The following is a 14,328-nucleotide window of genomic DNA, read 5'->3' on the forward strand; positions in this document are numbered from 1 at the left end:
CCTGCTCGGTGCGGTTGCCGTATAGTTGAACCGGGCTGCAGGGTGGTACGGAAGTGGGGGCACTCCTGGCCGCAGTCCCCTAAAACACAACCCCGGAATGCTGATGCCCGAGACTTTTTCAGACCATCCGCCCATGGCCGCCCGGCCTTCCGCTCCCCGCCAGCGCCTCCGTTACGCGCGGATCCTCGACACCGCCGCAGCGTTTGCCCGCAAGGGACTGGACGCTGTGGAGCTCTCCGAAGTCGCAGAAAAAGCCGACGTCCCGCTGGGGACGCTCTACCGGTATTTCCCGTCTCCCACCCACCTGATGCTCGCGCTCTTCCGGCACCAGCTGGACGAACTGCAGGCCGGTGCCCGTGGATCATCGCCGCGTTTCCGCGGACGTGCCCTCTCCGGCCTGGTGATGGAGATTTTCCACATGCGCGTCATGCAGCCTGCCGTGGAACAGTGCCTGAGCCGGAGTGTCTACCTGCCGGAGCGGGATACCACGGAGCTCCTGCGCGAGATCGACGCGCTCAGCGAGAAGCTCGTTGCCGGCGCGTGCGGCGATGCGGTGGGCGCGCGGGTCCTCCTGCTGACCGTCACTGGTCTGGTCCAGTCCGTGCGGAACCGCCGGCTTTCCCTCTTCGAAGCCGAGGAAGACCTCAAAAAAGCCTGCGGTCGCTTGTCTCCGGAGGCTGAATCCGGATTAACAGTGACTAAATCCGCGTAACTGGTCTAGACCAACGCGCGATTAAATCCGCCATAATACCGTGATCTGGATCACTAAAAGGCCTGCTTAAACCTTTTGGCACTGCATCAGGGGTTCCTTGACGTTCCTGCCGGACGCTTGTGGGTGCCTACCATGGTCGCACCGGAGCGGCAGGGCGGAAACACCCCCGGCGTTCCCCCTGGACCCGCCACCCTTGGGTTTCCGGTCGCACTACTTTCCCCGCTGGGCCCGGCCGGGTTCCAGCTCCATGTGCCGTGCGCCCACGGCGAGCACCAGGAGACAACGACGTGTCCATTGACGCAGTTACCGCCACCGACAACTCAGCAGCGACGGCCCTGACCGAAGACGAAATCTTCGGCGCCCACCAAGGCGGCAAGCTGTCCGTGACCAGCACCGTTCCGCTCTCCAACAAGCGGGACCTGTCCATCGCCTACACCCCTGGTGTTGCCGAAGTCAGCCGCGCCATCCACGCCAGGCCTGAACTGGCCCGCACCCTCACCTGGGCCGAGCGCCTGGTGGTCGTGGTCAGCGACGGCACGGCCGTCCTGGGCCTGGGCAACATCGGCGCCAGCGCCTCGCTGCCCGTCATGGAAGGCAAATCGGCGCTCTTCAAGACCTTCGGCGACCTCGACTCCATCCCGCTGGTCCTGAACACCACCGACGTGGACGAGATCGTGGAGACCCTGGTCCGGCTGCGCCCCAGCTTCGGCGCCGTCAACCTCGAAGACATCTCCGCACCGCGCTGCTTTGAACTCGAGGAAAAGCTGATCGAGGCGCTGGACTGCCCCGTCATGCACGATGACCAGCATGGGACCGCCGTCGTGGCCCTCGCAGCCCTCACTAACGCCGCCAAGGTGACCGGCCGGGGCCTGGAAGGCCTCAAGGTGGTGGTGTCCGGTGCCGGTGCCGCCGGGATCGCCGTCGCCGAGATCCTGCTGGCCGCCGGCATCACCGACGTCGTCCTGCTGGACTCCCGCGGTGTCATCAACAGCAGCCGCGCCGACCTTGCGGCCGACACCGCCAGCAAGAAGGCGGACATCGCAGCCCGCAGCAACCCCCGCGGCATCACCGGCGGCCCCGCCGAAGCGCTGGCCGGCGCGGACGTGTTCATCGGCGTCTCCTCCTCCAAGCTGGCCGAGGAACACCTGGCCCTGATGAACCAGGACGCCATTGTGTTTGCCCTGTCCAACCCGGACCCCGAAGTCCTGCCCGAGGTAGCCGTGAAGTACGCCGCGGTGGTGGCTACCGGCCGCAGCGACTTCCCGAACCAGATCAACAACGTCCTGGCCTTCCCGGGTATCTTCCGCGGCGCGCTGGACGCCGGCGCACGCCGCATCACGCCGGCCATGAAGCTGGCTGCCGCCCGCGCCATCGCGGAGCTGGCCGCCGGGGACCTGTCGGCCGACTACATCGTGCCCAGCCCGCTGGACCTCCGCGTCGCCCCCGCGGTCACCGCAGCCGTCGCCGCGGCGGTGGAAGCGGAGTAGGCCCCCGCCTGGGGACAGGCAACGACGGCGGTGCCTCCTTCGCGGAAGGAGGCACCGCCGTCGGGGCTCTTGAGGAGCGCCCCTAGACTGGGGACCATGACCTCCGAAACCGTGGTGACCATCCTGTGCGGCCTGGGAATCCTGGTGGGCGTGGCCGGCACCATCATCCCCGTCCTTCCCGGCAGCGTCCTGGTAGGCATCAGCCTGCTGGCCTGGGCCATCTGGGGCGGCGCCGGCACCGTGGGGTGGGTGGTTTTCGCGGTGGCCATGATCTTTGTTGCCGCGGGCATGACCGCCGGCGCCGTGCTCACCGGCAGGAAGCTCAAGCAGCACGCCATCCCCAGCCGGAGCGTCGTGGTGGCGCTCGTGGCGGCCGTTGTGGGGATGTTCATCATCCCGGTGCTGGGACTCTTCGTTGGTTTTGCCGCCGGCCTGCTGGTCAGCGAGTTCCTCCGCACCAGGGATTTTCCGACGGCGGCCAGGTCCAGTTGGGCTGCCCTGAAGGCCACCGGCCTGGGGATGCTCGCCGAGTTCGGGCTGGCCTGCCTGGCCGCCAGCACCTGGGTGGTCGGAGTATGGATTGCGGCCGCCGGCCGCTGACCGCCCGGCGGGGCCCCGCCCCTTCCCGGTTAGCATGGAACGATGAGCGCCGGGGACACCGCACCGATCTATTGGGACAGCCGTGACCTCACGCCGTTCGGGCACGCCCAGCTGCGGACGCCGGTCCACGACCTTGCCGGCGGCGTGGGCGGCCTGCTTACCGGCGTGCTGGGCGGACGGAACCCGGCCCTGCTGTCCATCGACGGCGAGGTTCCTCGGCTTAAGCGGTTGCCGTCAAAGCCCGCCAGGGCAGTCCACGAGGCGGTTTTCTCCAGCCGCGAACCCGAGCGGCTGATCTACCTGGCGCGGACCTACCCCGGCTGGGCCGGGCTGTGCTACCTCATGGCAGGCCTCCTCGAGTACAAACACGGCGGCTACCTCCGTGCCTCCGAACTCCTGCAGCGCGGGCTGACCACCCGGAACGATGAGGAGGCCAACCGGTACTCCTCCACCTACCTCACCAGGATCGTCACCCGGATCGAACTGGCTGAACGGGTGGAAATCCCGGTGCTGTTCAGCGAGGAGTCGGTGTTCCTGGCCCTGGCCCATTCGTTGCGCGAGACAGGCCGCACGGAAGCTGCCCTGGACGCCCTCTCGGGGTTGCCGCCGTCACTCCCCATGGCCTTGGCCCGCTGCTCGCTGGCCCTGGACCTTGGCCGGAGCCGCACTGTCATCGACTGGACGGAGGGCTTGCTGAACGCCGACGACCTCTCTGCTGCCCTGCTCCTGGTCCGAGCCCGGGCGCTGCGCCGGGAAGGTCGGCTGGACGCGGCGCAGCAGGCCATCGCCGAGGTCCTGCGCCGCCGCAAGACCCACCTGGCACTCCGCAACGACGCCCTGACGGACCGCGCGCTGCTGGTCTTGGAGTCAAGCCGGCGGTCCCTGAATCCGCGCGACTGGGGACGCCGGCGCGGGGACCCGGAGCCGCAACGGGAAATCGGGGCGCCGGTGCCCATCCGCAAGGACGAGGAAATGCGGCGGATGTGGGAGCAGGACTGGAAGGAACTCAGCGGTGACTAGGCGCGGCCGGCGAGGAACGGCACCACCTGCTCGCCGAGCAGGACGGTCCCCAAAGCAACCATGATGATGCCGCTGGCAAGGGTCACCACGCGCGCAGCCCCGGGCCGGCTCTGCAGGAGCGTCCTCGAGAGCAGTGCCACCGCCGTGTAGACCAGCCCCGCCAGGGCCACGAACGTCATACCCAGCAGTCCCGACTGCACCGGCACCGGCAGGGAGGCGTCCGCGCTGACGAACTGCGGAATCAGCGCCACATAGAACAGCAGCCCCTTGGGGTTGATTCCGCTGGTCCCCATGCCCTGCAGGAAGGTGCGCAGCCGCGTTCCGGAGCCGCCTGCCGCCGCGGCACCAAAGCTTGCACCCCGCCAGGACCGGAGGGTCCCAATGCCGAGCCAGAGAAGATAGGCCGCACCGGCCAGGGTGATCCAGCCCAGGAGACCAGGCATTCCGGCCAACAGCGCCGCCAGGCCTGCCACCAGCAGGACGGTGTGGAGGATGTAGCCACCGCAGAGCCCCGCCACCGCCGGCACCAAACTGCGCTGCCGGAGGCCGGCGGCAATGGTGTACGCCCAGTCCACTCCCGGCGTGCAGGCCAAAGCGGCGGCCACCACGATAAAGGCCAGGAACAGCTGGGGATTCACGGGGGTTCTCCTGTCGGCGGTGTCTCAAGAGCAACCTTAGAGAGAATCACGCCATAAGTGCTGTCCGGTTTTCGCCCGCCTCGCGGTACGGGCAGTATGTTTATTGCGTGATAGACGGCATTGACAGGAATATTTTGCGCTACCTCCAGGAGGATGGCCGGATGACTGCCACGGCGCTCGCCGCAAAGGTGGGGCTGACGGTGGCGCCCTGCCACCGCCGGCTGCGTGACCTGGAGCAGTCCGGCGTGATCCGCGGCTACAAGGCGGACATTGACCCGGCGGCGGTCGGCCTGGGTTTCGAGGCGATCGTGTTCGTCACCCTGCGCCAGGTGGACCGTCCCACCATGGAAATCTTCGAGAACCGGGTGGCGGACAATCCCAACATCGTGGAGGCGCAGCGGTTGTTCGGCTCGCCCGACTACCTGCTGAAGATCATCGCCGCAGACCTGCCCGCCTACCAGCGTTTTTACGACACCGAACTGACATCGCTTCCCGGGGTGGAGCGGTTGACGTCCACCCTCGTGATGAAGAACCTCAAGTCCAACGCCGGTCCGCCCGTGTAGGAAGGCTAGGTCAGCGGGTTGACGTGGACGATGATGACCTGGACGTCCTTCGAGCCGTCGTAGCGGAGGTCGTAGTTCACTTCAAGTCCCGTGCTGGTGCCGGACGTGATGGAGAAATTGCTCTTGGTGCCCGGATTGCTTTCCATGCTGCTGATCCACCTCTCCGCGGCGGCAGAGTCCACCCCATACTTCTCAACCCCGTCCCGGATCAGGCCGGTGTACTCCTCCAGCGACCCTGCAGTCAGGAAATAGGTCACCTCGCGGAAATCGGGCTCCTGTTCCGTGGTGCTGAAGCGGATGCGGTCTGTTTCGGCCTGCACGTCTCCGGTGGGACCGGCAATGGTCAGGGAAATCTTGCCGAGGTCGCGGGTGTTGATCTCCGGGCCAAAGCTGTCGTCGGTCAGCCTCACCGACGCTTTTTGCAGCCTGCCCGAGCGCATGTCCAGGCGGGCCTTCCTCGTCTCGCGGATGGCATCCACGCCGGCGGCGTCAAGAGTGGAAAATTCGGAAGTGTGCACGGTGCTCCCTGCGGAAGGTGATGAGGCGGACGGCGGAGTGGAGGTCGGGGCGGCGGGCGCGCAGCCCGCCAGTGCAGCAGCGGCCAGGAGGACCAGGACGACGCCGGCACGCGGCCGCAGTGCGCGGCCGGCAGAAAGAAAGGGCGTCGTCACTGGTGCACCTCGGCTCCGAAACCATCAAGGAAGCGGCCCATGATGGCAGGGATGTTGTTGGTGGGCCGGTACTGGTCCACCCGGGCATCGAAGTCGGATCCGATGATCCCGGCCGCGCGGGCCGGATCTGTTGCCAACAGATGCTGATAGGCAGGCAGCGTGTCCTGCTTGATGAGGTTCCAGCGCTGGTCCGCGTTGGCGATGTTGCCGTCCGGGAAGCCGGTGGTGAAATCGGTGCGGAACTGGGCCGGGTTGTCCCAGTTGGTGAACGGGATGTTCTGCGGGCCGGGACTTTCCACGCTGAAGCTGTAAGGAAATACCTCCGGATAGCTCCTGGCGCCCGGGATGGAGGGTTCGCCGGCGAGGGTCACCATGTATGTCACGGCTTCACCGCCGGGGTGGCTGCGCATGGAGTCGTAGTCGTCCGCGATGATGTCGTTCTGCTCGCGGTAAAGCAGGGCCGTATTGCCCTTCCGAACTTCATCCGGAATGCCGGAGTCCACCTGGGCCCATGCACGCGCCGTCTCGGGATCGATGGCGCCTGAGTCGCGGAGCCGGTTGATTTCTTCGATACCGCCGTTGAGGTAGGCCTGGTGCTGGCGTGCCTGGTCAAGGAAGATTTCCTTGTTCATGTCCAGCATGCTGGTTTCGTAGAAGCGGATCTCCTGGTCTGACATGCCGGCAAGCTGCTCCAGCTGGTCCAGGACCGGCAGGGGAACATCGGAGGCCGGGTTGTCCGCGATCTGGCGGGCCAAGTCCCGCAGCACGGCCATGTCCCGGAAACCGCCGGCGAACGATGGCCCGATCATGTTGGCCATTCCAGCCCACTGGAGGTCGGGGTTCGCGAGGTAGGCCTGTCCGTAATAGTCGTAGACGCTGCGGATGGTATTCCAGTTGTATTCGGTCCCCTTGGAGGTGTCCCAGGTGGAGGGGTCGATCCCCATCTGCAGCATCGCCTGGTTGTTCCAGTACGAGCTGAGGAAGTCCGCATATTCCGGGGACTTCTTCTCGATCAGCCCGGAATCTGCGGCGGCGTCCATTGCTGCCTTGGCCGCCTCCGGGTTGGCCAGGGCCCACTGGCGGAACTCCGCGCCCTGCAGGTACTGCAGCCGCTCCGAGGGGGACATGCCGGTCAGCAGATCCGTCAGTTCCTGCGCAGTACCGCCACCGGACGCGCCCGAGCCTCCTGTTCCAGTCCCGCCGGAACCGCCGGCACTGGCTTTCTCCTGCTCGTCCGCGTTGGCCAGCAATGCTTTGGACGCCGATTCCAGCCCTGCGGTGGCAGACCTCAGCAACCTGGCGTGGGAGGAGGTCCACTCGCTGCGGAACCTGTCGCCGTCGTGCCCCTTCCACAGCCCTGAAGCGATGCTGCTGGAGAGCTGCTGGCCCAGGGACTCGAGCCGGCTCGCACTCCTGGACAGGTCCTTGGCAAGCTGCCGGAGCTGTGCCACATCACCGCCGTAAAAATTCCCCGCCATATTTTCCCCCTGTTGGATCCCGTGCCAGCCTAGCCGCAGCCGCCGACCGGCGGCGATGGGGAGAGCTGCCCTGTGGGCGCCAGGCTACCCCTGCCCCTCCTGCAGGAGCCCGGTGGTCCGGTACGGGATGACCTCGCGCAGGAACATGCTCGTTGAGGTGCGGACAATGCCCGGGCAGAGGCGGATCTCCTCGGAGACCCGGTAGAGATCGTCGGGGCTTTTGGCCACCACGCGGATCAGCAGGTCAGTGTCCCCCGCGGGGGCATGGCATTCCAGGACTTCGGGGATCTTGCGCAGCGCAGCGATCGCCTCGTTAAGGTGGCTTTGGTCCAGTTCTGCGCTGACAGCTGCGGCCACGCCACGGCCGAGCGCGGAGGGCAGGACCCGGCTGCTGTTGGGGCGGAGGGCGCCCGAGGCGGCCATCCGCTCCAGGCGCGACTGGACGGTGCCGCGGGCAAGGCCCAGTTTCTGGGCAAGCACCATGATGGGCACCCGTGGATCGTTATCAAGCGCGGCCAGGATGCGCCTGTCGGTCGAATCGAGTTCCTGCAATCTGACCACTTCCTGCTTTGCTGTGCATCATCAATTAGTCAGTCTGACCAGTCCGAGTGACCTCGGTTGCGCCTACTGTAGGGCATCTGCTGAAATCATGGCAATAAGGGATGCAGGCTACCGCCGCAGTCCCGCAGGCTACAGGATCCCCGGCACACCACCCGGTCCCTGGACCAAGCTTCCCGCAAGGACGCTGCCGCAGATTGACTCTTGTTCACACCAATGTCATTCCGCATCACACGGCAAGAGCCCCTGAGCTACCGACGTCGGCATTCCCGAAGTCATCGGTAGCTGAGGGGCTCTTGTGCTGTTCCGTTTAAGGTGGATTTATGACCTCCGCCGGACGTTTCGCCCCCAGTCCCTCCGGTGACCTGCACATCGGAAACCTGCGGACCGCCATCCTCGCCTGGCTCTTTGCCCGATCCACGGGACGGGCGTTCCTCCTGCGGGTGGAGGACCTGGACCGCGCCCGCGCCGGATCAGAGGCGGGACAGCTGCGGGACCTCCAGGCCGTCGGCGTGACCTGGGACGGCGACGTGGTGCGGCAGACGACACGCGGTCCCCTCTACGCCCGGGCCATTGCCGGCCTGGAACAGGCGGGGCTCACCTACGAGTGCTTCTGCACGCGCCGGGAAATCCAGGAAGCAGCCTCCGCGCCGCACGCTCCCCAAGGCGCCTACCCGGGGACCTGCCGGAACCTGGGCCGGGCGGAGCTGGAGTTCAAGCGCTCCACCCGGCCCGCGGCCCTCCGGCTGCGGGCGGACGTCACCGAATTCACGGTCCATGACACCCTGCACGGCAAGTTCACCGGGATGGTGGACGACCTGGTGCTGCGCCGCAATGACGGTGTCACCGCGTACAACCTCGCGGTGGTGGTGGACGATGCCGCGCAGGGCATAGACCAGGTGGTCCGGGGTGGGGACCTCCTGCCGTCCACGCCACGCCAGGCGTATCTCGCGTCCCTGCTGAATATTCCCGTACCGGAATATGCGCATGTGCCCCTCGTGGTAAACGTCGACGGCGCCCGGCTGGCGAAGCGCGACGGCGCCGTGACCCTGGCGGACCTGGCAACGGCCGGAGCGGACCCAACCCGGGTCCGCGACGCCATCCTTGAGTCCGTGGGCCTTCCGCCCGGTCCGTTGGACCATGCCCTGGAGTCCTTTGACCCCAGCTCGCTCCCCATGAATCCATGGACGTGGCCGGGCGTGCCCGGGGCGGGCGCGTAGGCTGGAACCATGCCAGAAACAGGAACCGCGGACGCGAGCCTCCACGGGCCGCGATTCACGGTGGAGACTGCCAAGGTCCTCGCCGAAGTTGCCCACAACCGCCAAAAGGACAAACTCAAGCGGCCGTACCGCGAGCATGTCCTGGCCGTCGGCGACGCCCTTGCGGACTTCGACGACGACATCCGGATCGCCGGCTACCTGCATGACATCGCGGAAGACACCCCGATCACCCGGCAGGCGCTGCTGGACATGGGCGTCTCCGAGCGCGCCGTGCGCATCATCGAGCGCGTCACCAAACGGCTGCACGACAACCCCGACGACTACCAGGCCGGAATCCGCTTCATCGCCGAGGACCACGACGCGACCCTGGTCAAAATTGCCGACAACGCCCATAACTCGCTGCCCGAACGGGTGAAGGCCCTCGCGGAAAAGTGGCCGGACAAACCGCCCGTCACCCGCTACGACGACGCCCGGCCGGTGCTGTACGCGGCGGTTCCCGTGGAGGAAACCCGCAAGATCCTGGCCCGGATCAACCCCTGGCTGCTGGAGGAATTCGACGCCATGCTGGACGAGGACGACGACACCGACTACGAGAACCTCTCCTACGACGACGTTTCCAGGGATTAGACCCGGCCGAGCGAGCCGATGTCTTCCAGGAAATCCGCCTGCACCTCCGCGCTGACGGTGGTGCGCGTTTCACCGATCGCATCCAGGTAATCCTGGGTGGACGGGCCCTTCCGCACCGCCTCGCGCACCGAAGCGTCACCGCCCGATGCCAGCCCGCCGTCGTCGTACACTGCCTTTTCCAAAGCCCGCTGGGAAGCGCTGCGGGCAGCGTACTCGATGTCCGCCGGCGAAAACCCTTCGGTGCGTTCCACCAGCAGTTCCACGTCCACGGCGTCCACCACGGCCGCGGGGATGAACCGCTGCCACATCGCCCCGCGTGCCTGCCGGTCCGGCAATCCGATGGGAATCACGTAGTCGAACCTGCCGTGGCGCAGGAAGGCGGAGTCCAGCGCCCGGATGAAATTGGTGGCGCACACCAGCAGCCGGCCGGGCTGCTCGCGGAATGCCGGAATGATCTTCAGCAGCTCATTGGTCACACCCTGCAGCGGCGACGGCGGATCACCGGCCCGCTGGGACGCGATCTCCTCCACCTCGTCGATGAACACCACGGCGTGCTCCAGCTCCGCGATCTCCAGGAAGGTCTCCCGCAGCGCACCGGCCAGGCCCTGCGGGTCGCCGGCCAGCCGGGACGGGAACACCTCCACGAACGGCCACTCGAGCCGGGATGCGATGGCCTTCGCGAAAGTGGTCTTGCCGGTGCCAGGCGGGCCGAAGAGGACGACGGCGCGCGGCGGCACCACGCCGAATTCATCCGCAAGGTCCGCCTCGGCCAGCGGGAGCACCAGGCGGCGTTCCAGCAGCTCCTTTTCCTTGCGCATGCCGGCCACGTTCTCCCACAGGTCCCGGGCGAGGACGCGGCCGCCCAGCTGGCCCAGGGCCCCCAGTTCCTGGCGCTGCACCGGAATGGTGCGCTCGAAGTACCGCAGGTTCTTCTTCAGCGCAAAGCCCCTGCCCAGGAAGGCCTCCACCCGCGTTTCGGACTCCGGCATCAGCGCTGAGAGCTTGTTCAGCCCGTGCGGGGCCATCCGGCTCTCGACGGCGGCCAGCAGCGAGGTGCCGATGCCGCGGCCCCGGTATTCGGGGAGGGTGGCCAGGAACACGATCCATCCTTGGTCGTGCGCGGCGCGTCCGACCGCGGCGCCCACCACCTGGTCGCCCTGCACCGCCACCACCGCGTGGTCCTTCTCGCAGGACGCGAGGACCTCGGAGAGCGCATACACAGGTTCGACGTTGTTCGCCTTCAGGGTCTCCCAAAGGTGCAGGATCCCGTCGAGGTCCGCTGAGTGGAAATCCCTGATCCGCCAGTTGGTCATGGGTTGCTCCTGTTGGTTCGTCGTTGAGCCAGTGTGGACATCTCAGGTGAGCATATGCGAACCGCGCAGCGGGCGGGGTTGCGGCGGCGTTGCATGACGCCGGCCGCCCGTCCCCGTGGCCCCGCTCAGATCCCCAGCCTGTCCATCGTGTTCCGCAAGGTGTCAGCGGAAACCTGCAGGGCCGCCAGTTCACCGCCGTCCATGGGTGTGTCCAGGACCCGGTGCACCCCGCCGCGGCCCACCACGCTGGGAAGTGACAGCGCCACTCCCGAGATTCCGTACTGCCCGGACAACACCGTGGAGACGGGGAGGACGGCATTGTCATCGCGCAGCAGCGCCTCCACGATGCGTGCGCCGGAGAGGCCGATGGCATAGTTGGTGGCCCCCTTGCCGGCGATGACCTTGTACGCGGCCTGCACCACGTCCCGGGCCGTGGCGGCCAGGTTCTCGGAGGTGAAGACCCGCCCGCCGCCGTCCGTCCAGTCGCGGATCGGGACAGGCCCGATCGTGGCCCCGGACCACAGCGGAAATTCGGTGTCGCCGTGTTCGCCCACCATGCTGGCATGCACGCTGGTGACGGAGACACCTGCACGCCGGGCCAGCAGCCAGCGCAGCCGGGAGGTGTCCAGGACGGTGCCGGAAGAGAAGATCCGCTCCGGCGGCAGCCCGGAGATGCGCTGGGCCGCGACCGTCAGGACGTCGCACGGGTTGGTGACGAGGACGTAGACGGCGTCCGGCGCCCGCTCCAGGAGCTGCGGCATCAGCTGTTCAAGGATCCGGACGTTGGTGCCGGCCAGGTCCAGGCGGCTCTGCCCTGGGTTCTGCTTGGCACCCGCGGTAATCACCACGACGTCGGCACCCTCCGTGACGGCGATGTCCCCGCCGCCGGCCACCGTCGCGGACGCCGCGGCGAACTGGCTGCCATGGGCAAGGTCCAGGGCCTCCGCTTCGGCCTTGGGCGCATTGACGTCGAACAGGGCGATACTGCTTGCCGAGCCGCGGATCAGCGCGGCGTAGGCCAGCGACGTGCCTACGCTCCCGGCCCCCACTACGGCGAGTTTGGATCCACCAGGCATGGTGCCCTTCCTTTCGGAATCGTTGAGTGTGTCCTACCCGAAGAGTAGCGTGGCCACCATCACACGAACCCCCACTAAGGAGCCACCATGCCACATTTCGGACGCCGGCTCGCTGCTGTGACGGCGGCGCTGGCCATCGGCGTGACCACCGGGGCTATCAGTCCCGCTGCAGCGGACCCCCGGCAGACCGACAAGAGTCCCACGGCCAACGGGTACGGCGGCGCGGTCAGCACGGTGGACCCGGAAGCGTCGGCAGCGGCCATCGACGTCCTCCGGAAGGGCGGGAACGCCGTGGACGCCGCGGTTGCCGCCGCAGCTACGCTGGGCGTCACCGAACCCTACAGCGCCGGCATCGGCGGGGGCGGCTATTTTGTCTACTACGACGCCAAATCCGGGAAGGTCAGCACCATTGACGGCCGCGAGACTGCGCCGGCCGGAATCAAGCCGGATGCCTTCATCAATCCCGCTACCGGCAAGCCCTACCCGTTCACCCCTGAACTGGTCACCAGCGGCGTCTCCGTGGGCGTGCCCGGCACCCCGGCCACATGGGAACGTGCGCTGGACCGATGGGGCAGCATCAGCCTGGGGGAGGCACTGAAACCGGCCATCAAGGTGGCGGACCGAGGTTTCGTGGTGGATGAGACCTTCCGCAACCAGACCCAGGACAACCAGACGCGGTTCGCGGCGTTCACCTCCACCAAGGACCTGTACCTCCAGGGCGGCAAGCTGCCGGAGGTGGGCTCGGTCTTCAAGAACCACGACCTCGCGGACACCTACCGGCTGCTGGCACGCAACGGAATGGACGCGTTCTACGACGGTCCGCTCGCCGAAGAGATCGCCAACACCGTCCAGAATCCGCCCAAGTCCCCGGACACCAAGCTTCCCGTTCCCGTTGGCTCCATGACGGCGGAGGACCTGGAAAACTACCGGGCGGTGGACCAGGACCCCACCCACGTGAACTACCGCGGCTATGACGTCTATGGCATGGCACCATCCAGCAGCGGCGGCACCACCGTCGGGGAGTCTCTGAACATCCTGGACGTCTTCGACCTGCCGGCCTTGAAGGCAGACCAGCCTGCCGTCCTGCACCACTACCTCGAAGCCAGTGCCCTCGCGTTTGCCGACCGCGGGAAGTACGTCGGCGATCCTGCCTTCGTGAAAGTCCCCACGAAAGCCCTGACTGATCCCGTCTTCGGCAAGGAACGCGCCTGCGAGCTGGACCCAACCCATGCCGCAACCAAGCCGGTCCTGCCCGGCGACGTGACCTCCTACGACGGCGCCTGCCCGGCCGGCCCGGCTGCTGCCGCCGAGGAGAAGGACACCGAAAACATCTCCACCACCAACATGACTGTCTCCGATAAGTGGGGAAACGTGGTGGAGTACACGCTGACCATCGAACAGACCGGCGGGTCCGGCATGGTGGTCCCCGGCCGCGGCTTCCTGCTGAACAACGAGCTCACGGACTTCTCCACGGTGTACAGCGCCACCGATCCCAACCGGATTGAGCCGGGCAAACGGCCGCGGTCCTCGATGTCGCCCACCATCCTGCTGGAGGACGGCAAGCCGTTCCTGGCCCTGGGCTCCCCGGGTGGCTCCACCATCATCACCACGGTGCTGCAGACCCTGGTGAACAAGATCGACTTGGGTATGAGCACCCCGGACGCCATCGCCGCGCCGCGTGCGTCGCAACGGAACACGGCCAGCGTCACGGCCGAGCCTGCCTTCATCGACAAGTACGGGGCAGCCCTGACCTCGCGATTCGGCCACACGCTGACCCCGTCCGGCGACTCCTTCACCTCCGCCTCGGAGATCGGGGCGGCCACCGCCATCGAATTCCTGAAGGACGGCCGGACCCTCGCCGCCGCGGAGCCGGTCAGGCGCGGCGGCGGCTCGGCCATGGTGGTCAAACCGTCACAGTAGGAGGACCACCGCATTAAGCGCCCGACGGCGGCACCCGGGTTCCGGAATTCCAGAACCCAGGTGCCGCCGTCGGCGGTTAAGCCCGAAGGCCGTTACTTCTTGAAGGTGTCCGCCGGCGCGTTGGCGATGACGGGGGAGGTGCCGGTGTAGCCGTCGCGGGTTTCGGCGATGTGGCGGATGCGGGTGCGGCAGGCGTACCAGCCGATGACCATGAGGATGGAGGCGATGGCGGTGACGAGCATGGTCAGGGGTGAGTCGATGAAGACCATGATGAGGACGCCGATGAGGAAGAGGAGGGAGAGGTAGCCGGTGTAGGGGGCGCCGAACATGCGGAAGGTGGGGCGTTGGACCCAGCCTTTGTCGGCCCAGCGTTTGAGTTGGATTTGGCACAGGACGATGGTGGCCCAGGTCATGATGATGCCGACGGAGGCGATGTTGAGGACGA

The 14,328-nt window shown here is 67.0% G+C and carries 14 protein-coding genes and 1 pseudogene; 8 read left to right on the plus strand and 7 right to left on the minus strand.

Annotated elements, in window-relative coordinates; all coding sequences use genetic code 11:
* Positions 1-103: 103 nt before the first annotated feature.
* From QRM96_RS07520 to QRM96_RS07535, 4 genes are all read left to right on the plus strand, one after another.
* On the plus strand, positions 104-712 hold the full coding sequence (locus QRM96_RS07520; RefSeq protein ID WP_018763663.1) for a TetR/AcrR family transcriptional regulator: 609 nt from the start codon (positions 104-106) through the stop codon (positions 710-712).
* A 287-nt stretch (positions 713-999) separates the two neighbouring features.
* Positions 1,000-2,199 (plus strand): NAD(P)-dependent malic enzyme, encoded by a 1,200-nt coding sequence (locus tag QRM96_RS07525; RefSeq protein ID WP_285319050.1) that lies wholly within the window; start codon positions 1,000-1,002, stop codon positions 2,197-2,199.
* A 96-nt stretch (positions 2,200-2,295) separates the two neighbouring features.
* Positions 2,296-2,799 carry a DUF456 domain-containing protein gene (locus tag QRM96_RS07530; RefSeq protein ID WP_018763661.1) on the plus strand — a complete coding sequence of 168 codons (504 nt, stop codon included), beginning with the start codon at positions 2,296-2,298 and terminating at the stop codon, positions 2,797-2,799.
* Positions 2,800-2,841: 42 nt separating this feature from the next.
* Positions 2,842-3,819, plus strand: coding sequence for a hypothetical protein (locus QRM96_RS07535; protein ID WP_285319051.1), 978 nt, complete (start codon positions 2,842-2,844; stop codon positions 3,817-3,819).
* Here the strand turns inward: QRM96_RS07535 and QRM96_RS07540 are convergent.
* Positions 3,816-4,457, minus strand: a complete 642-nt coding sequence (locus QRM96_RS07540; RefSeq protein WP_285319052.1) for a LysE family translocator — start codon at positions 4,455-4,457, stop codon at positions 3,816-3,818. The two genes, QRM96_RS07535 and QRM96_RS07540, sit on opposite strands and share 4 nt — an antisense overlap.
* 107 nt (positions 4,458-4,564) lie before the next feature.
* On the opposite strand from QRM96_RS07540, the gene QRM96_RS07545 reads away from it, so the two are divergent.
* Positions 4,565-5,020, plus strand: a complete 456-nt coding sequence (locus QRM96_RS07545; RefSeq protein WP_081624212.1) for an Lrp/AsnC family transcriptional regulator — start codon at positions 4,565-4,567, stop codon at positions 5,018-5,020.
* Positions 5,021-5,025: 5 nt separating this feature from the next.
* Here the strand turns inward: QRM96_RS07545 and QRM96_RS07550 are convergent, their stop codons facing one another.
* From QRM96_RS07550 to QRM96_RS07560, 3 genes are all read right to left on the minus strand, one after another.
* Positions 5,026-5,691 carry a hypothetical protein gene (locus QRM96_RS07550; RefSeq protein WP_285319054.1) on the minus strand — a complete coding sequence of 222 codons (666 nt, stop codon included), beginning with the start codon at positions 5,689-5,691 and terminating at the stop codon, positions 5,026-5,028.
* On the minus strand, positions 5,688-7,169 hold the full coding sequence (locus QRM96_RS07555; RefSeq protein ID WP_018763656.1) for a WXG100 family type VII secretion target: 1,482 nt from the start codon (positions 7,167-7,169) through the stop codon (positions 5,688-5,690). Before QRM96_RS07555 ends, QRM96_RS07550 begins: the two co-directional genes overlap by 4 nt.
* 84 nt (positions 7,170-7,253) lie before the next feature.
* Positions 7,254-7,721, minus strand: coding sequence for an Lrp/AsnC family transcriptional regulator (locus QRM96_RS07560; RefSeq protein WP_018763655.1), 468 nt, complete (start codon positions 7,719-7,721; stop codon positions 7,254-7,256).
* Positions 7,722-8,050: 329 nt separating this feature from the next.
* On the opposite strand from QRM96_RS07560, the gene gluQRS reads away from it, so the two are divergent.
* Positions 8,051-8,947: a tRNA glutamyl-Q(34) synthetase GluQRS gene (gene gluQRS, locus QRM96_RS07565; RefSeq protein ID WP_285319056.1), complete on the plus strand. Its 897-nt coding sequence runs from the start codon at positions 8,051-8,053 to the stop codon at positions 8,945-8,947.
* Positions 8,948-8,956: 9 nt separating this feature from the next.
* Positions 8,957-9,574, plus strand: a complete 618-nt coding sequence (locus QRM96_RS07570) for an HD domain-containing protein (RefSeq protein ID WP_018763653.1) — start codon at positions 8,957-8,959, stop codon at positions 9,572-9,574.
* Here the strand turns inward: QRM96_RS07570 and QRM96_RS07575 are convergent.
* Complete coding sequence (locus QRM96_RS07575; protein WP_285319057.1) at positions 9,571-10,887, minus strand: ATP-binding protein; 1,317 nt, start codon at positions 10,885-10,887, stop codon at positions 9,571-9,573. The two genes, QRM96_RS07570 and QRM96_RS07575, sit on opposite strands and share 4 nt — an antisense overlap.
* Before the next feature lie 125 nt (positions 10,888-11,012).
* A complete protein-coding gene (locus QRM96_RS07580) occupies positions 11,013-11,963 on the minus strand; it encodes an L-lactate dehydrogenase (RefSeq protein WP_133832332.1) in 951 nt (316 codons plus the stop codon).
* Between the two features lie 87 nt (positions 11,964-12,050).
* Between QRM96_RS07580 and ggt the strand changes: the two genes are divergently transcribed.
* Complete coding sequence (gene ggt, locus QRM96_RS07585) at positions 12,051-13,883, plus strand: gamma-glutamyltransferase (protein WP_285319058.1); 1,833 nt, start codon at positions 12,051-12,053, stop codon at positions 13,881-13,883.
* 92 nt (positions 13,884-13,975) lie between these two features.
* Here ggt and QRM96_RS07590 read toward each other — a convergent pair.
* Positions 13,976-14,328 (minus strand): annotated as a pseudogene (locus QRM96_RS07590) (amino acid permease); the annotation flags it as partial.

This window comes from Pseudarthrobacter sp. lyk4-40-TYG-27, from assembly GCF_030209295.1.
Lineage (GTDB): Bacteria > Actinomycetota > Actinomycetes > Actinomycetales > Micrococcaceae > Arthrobacter.

Bases quoted from the DNA above. Each gene is read 5' to 3' on its own strand.
- QRM96_RS07520 (WP_018763663.1), top strand. From the start codon at position 104: ATGCCCGAGACTTTTTCAGACCATCCGCCCATGGCCGCCCGGCCTTCC.
- QRM96_RS07530 (WP_018763661.1), top strand. From the start codon at position 2,296: ATGACCTCCGAAACCGTGGTGACCATCCTGTGCGGCCTGGGAATCCTG.
- QRM96_RS07535 (WP_285319051.1), top strand. From the start codon at position 2,842: ATGAGCGCCGGGGACACCGCACCGATCTATTGGGACAGCCGTGACCTC.
- QRM96_RS07555 (WP_018763656.1), bottom strand. From the start codon at position 7,169: ATGGCGGGGAATTTTTACGGCGGTGATGTGGCACAGCTCCGGCAGCTT.
- gluQRS (WP_285319056.1), top strand. From the start codon at position 8,051: ATGACCTCCGCCGGACGTTTCGCCCCCAGTCCCTCCGGTGACCTGCAC.
- QRM96_RS07570 (WP_018763653.1), top strand. From the start codon at position 8,957: ATGCCAGAAACAGGAACCGCGGACGCGAGCCTCCACGGGCCGCGATTC.
- QRM96_RS07575 (WP_285319057.1), bottom strand. From the start codon at position 10,887: ATGACCAACTGGCGGATCAGGGATTTCCACTCAGCGGACCTCGACGGG.
- QRM96_RS07580 (WP_133832332.1), bottom strand. From the start codon at position 11,963: ATGCCTGGTGGATCCAAACTCGCCGTAGTGGGGGCCGGGAGCGTAGGC.
- ggt (WP_285319058.1), top strand. From the start codon at position 12,051: ATGCCACATTTCGGACGCCGGCTCGCTGCTGTGACGGCGGCGCTGGCC.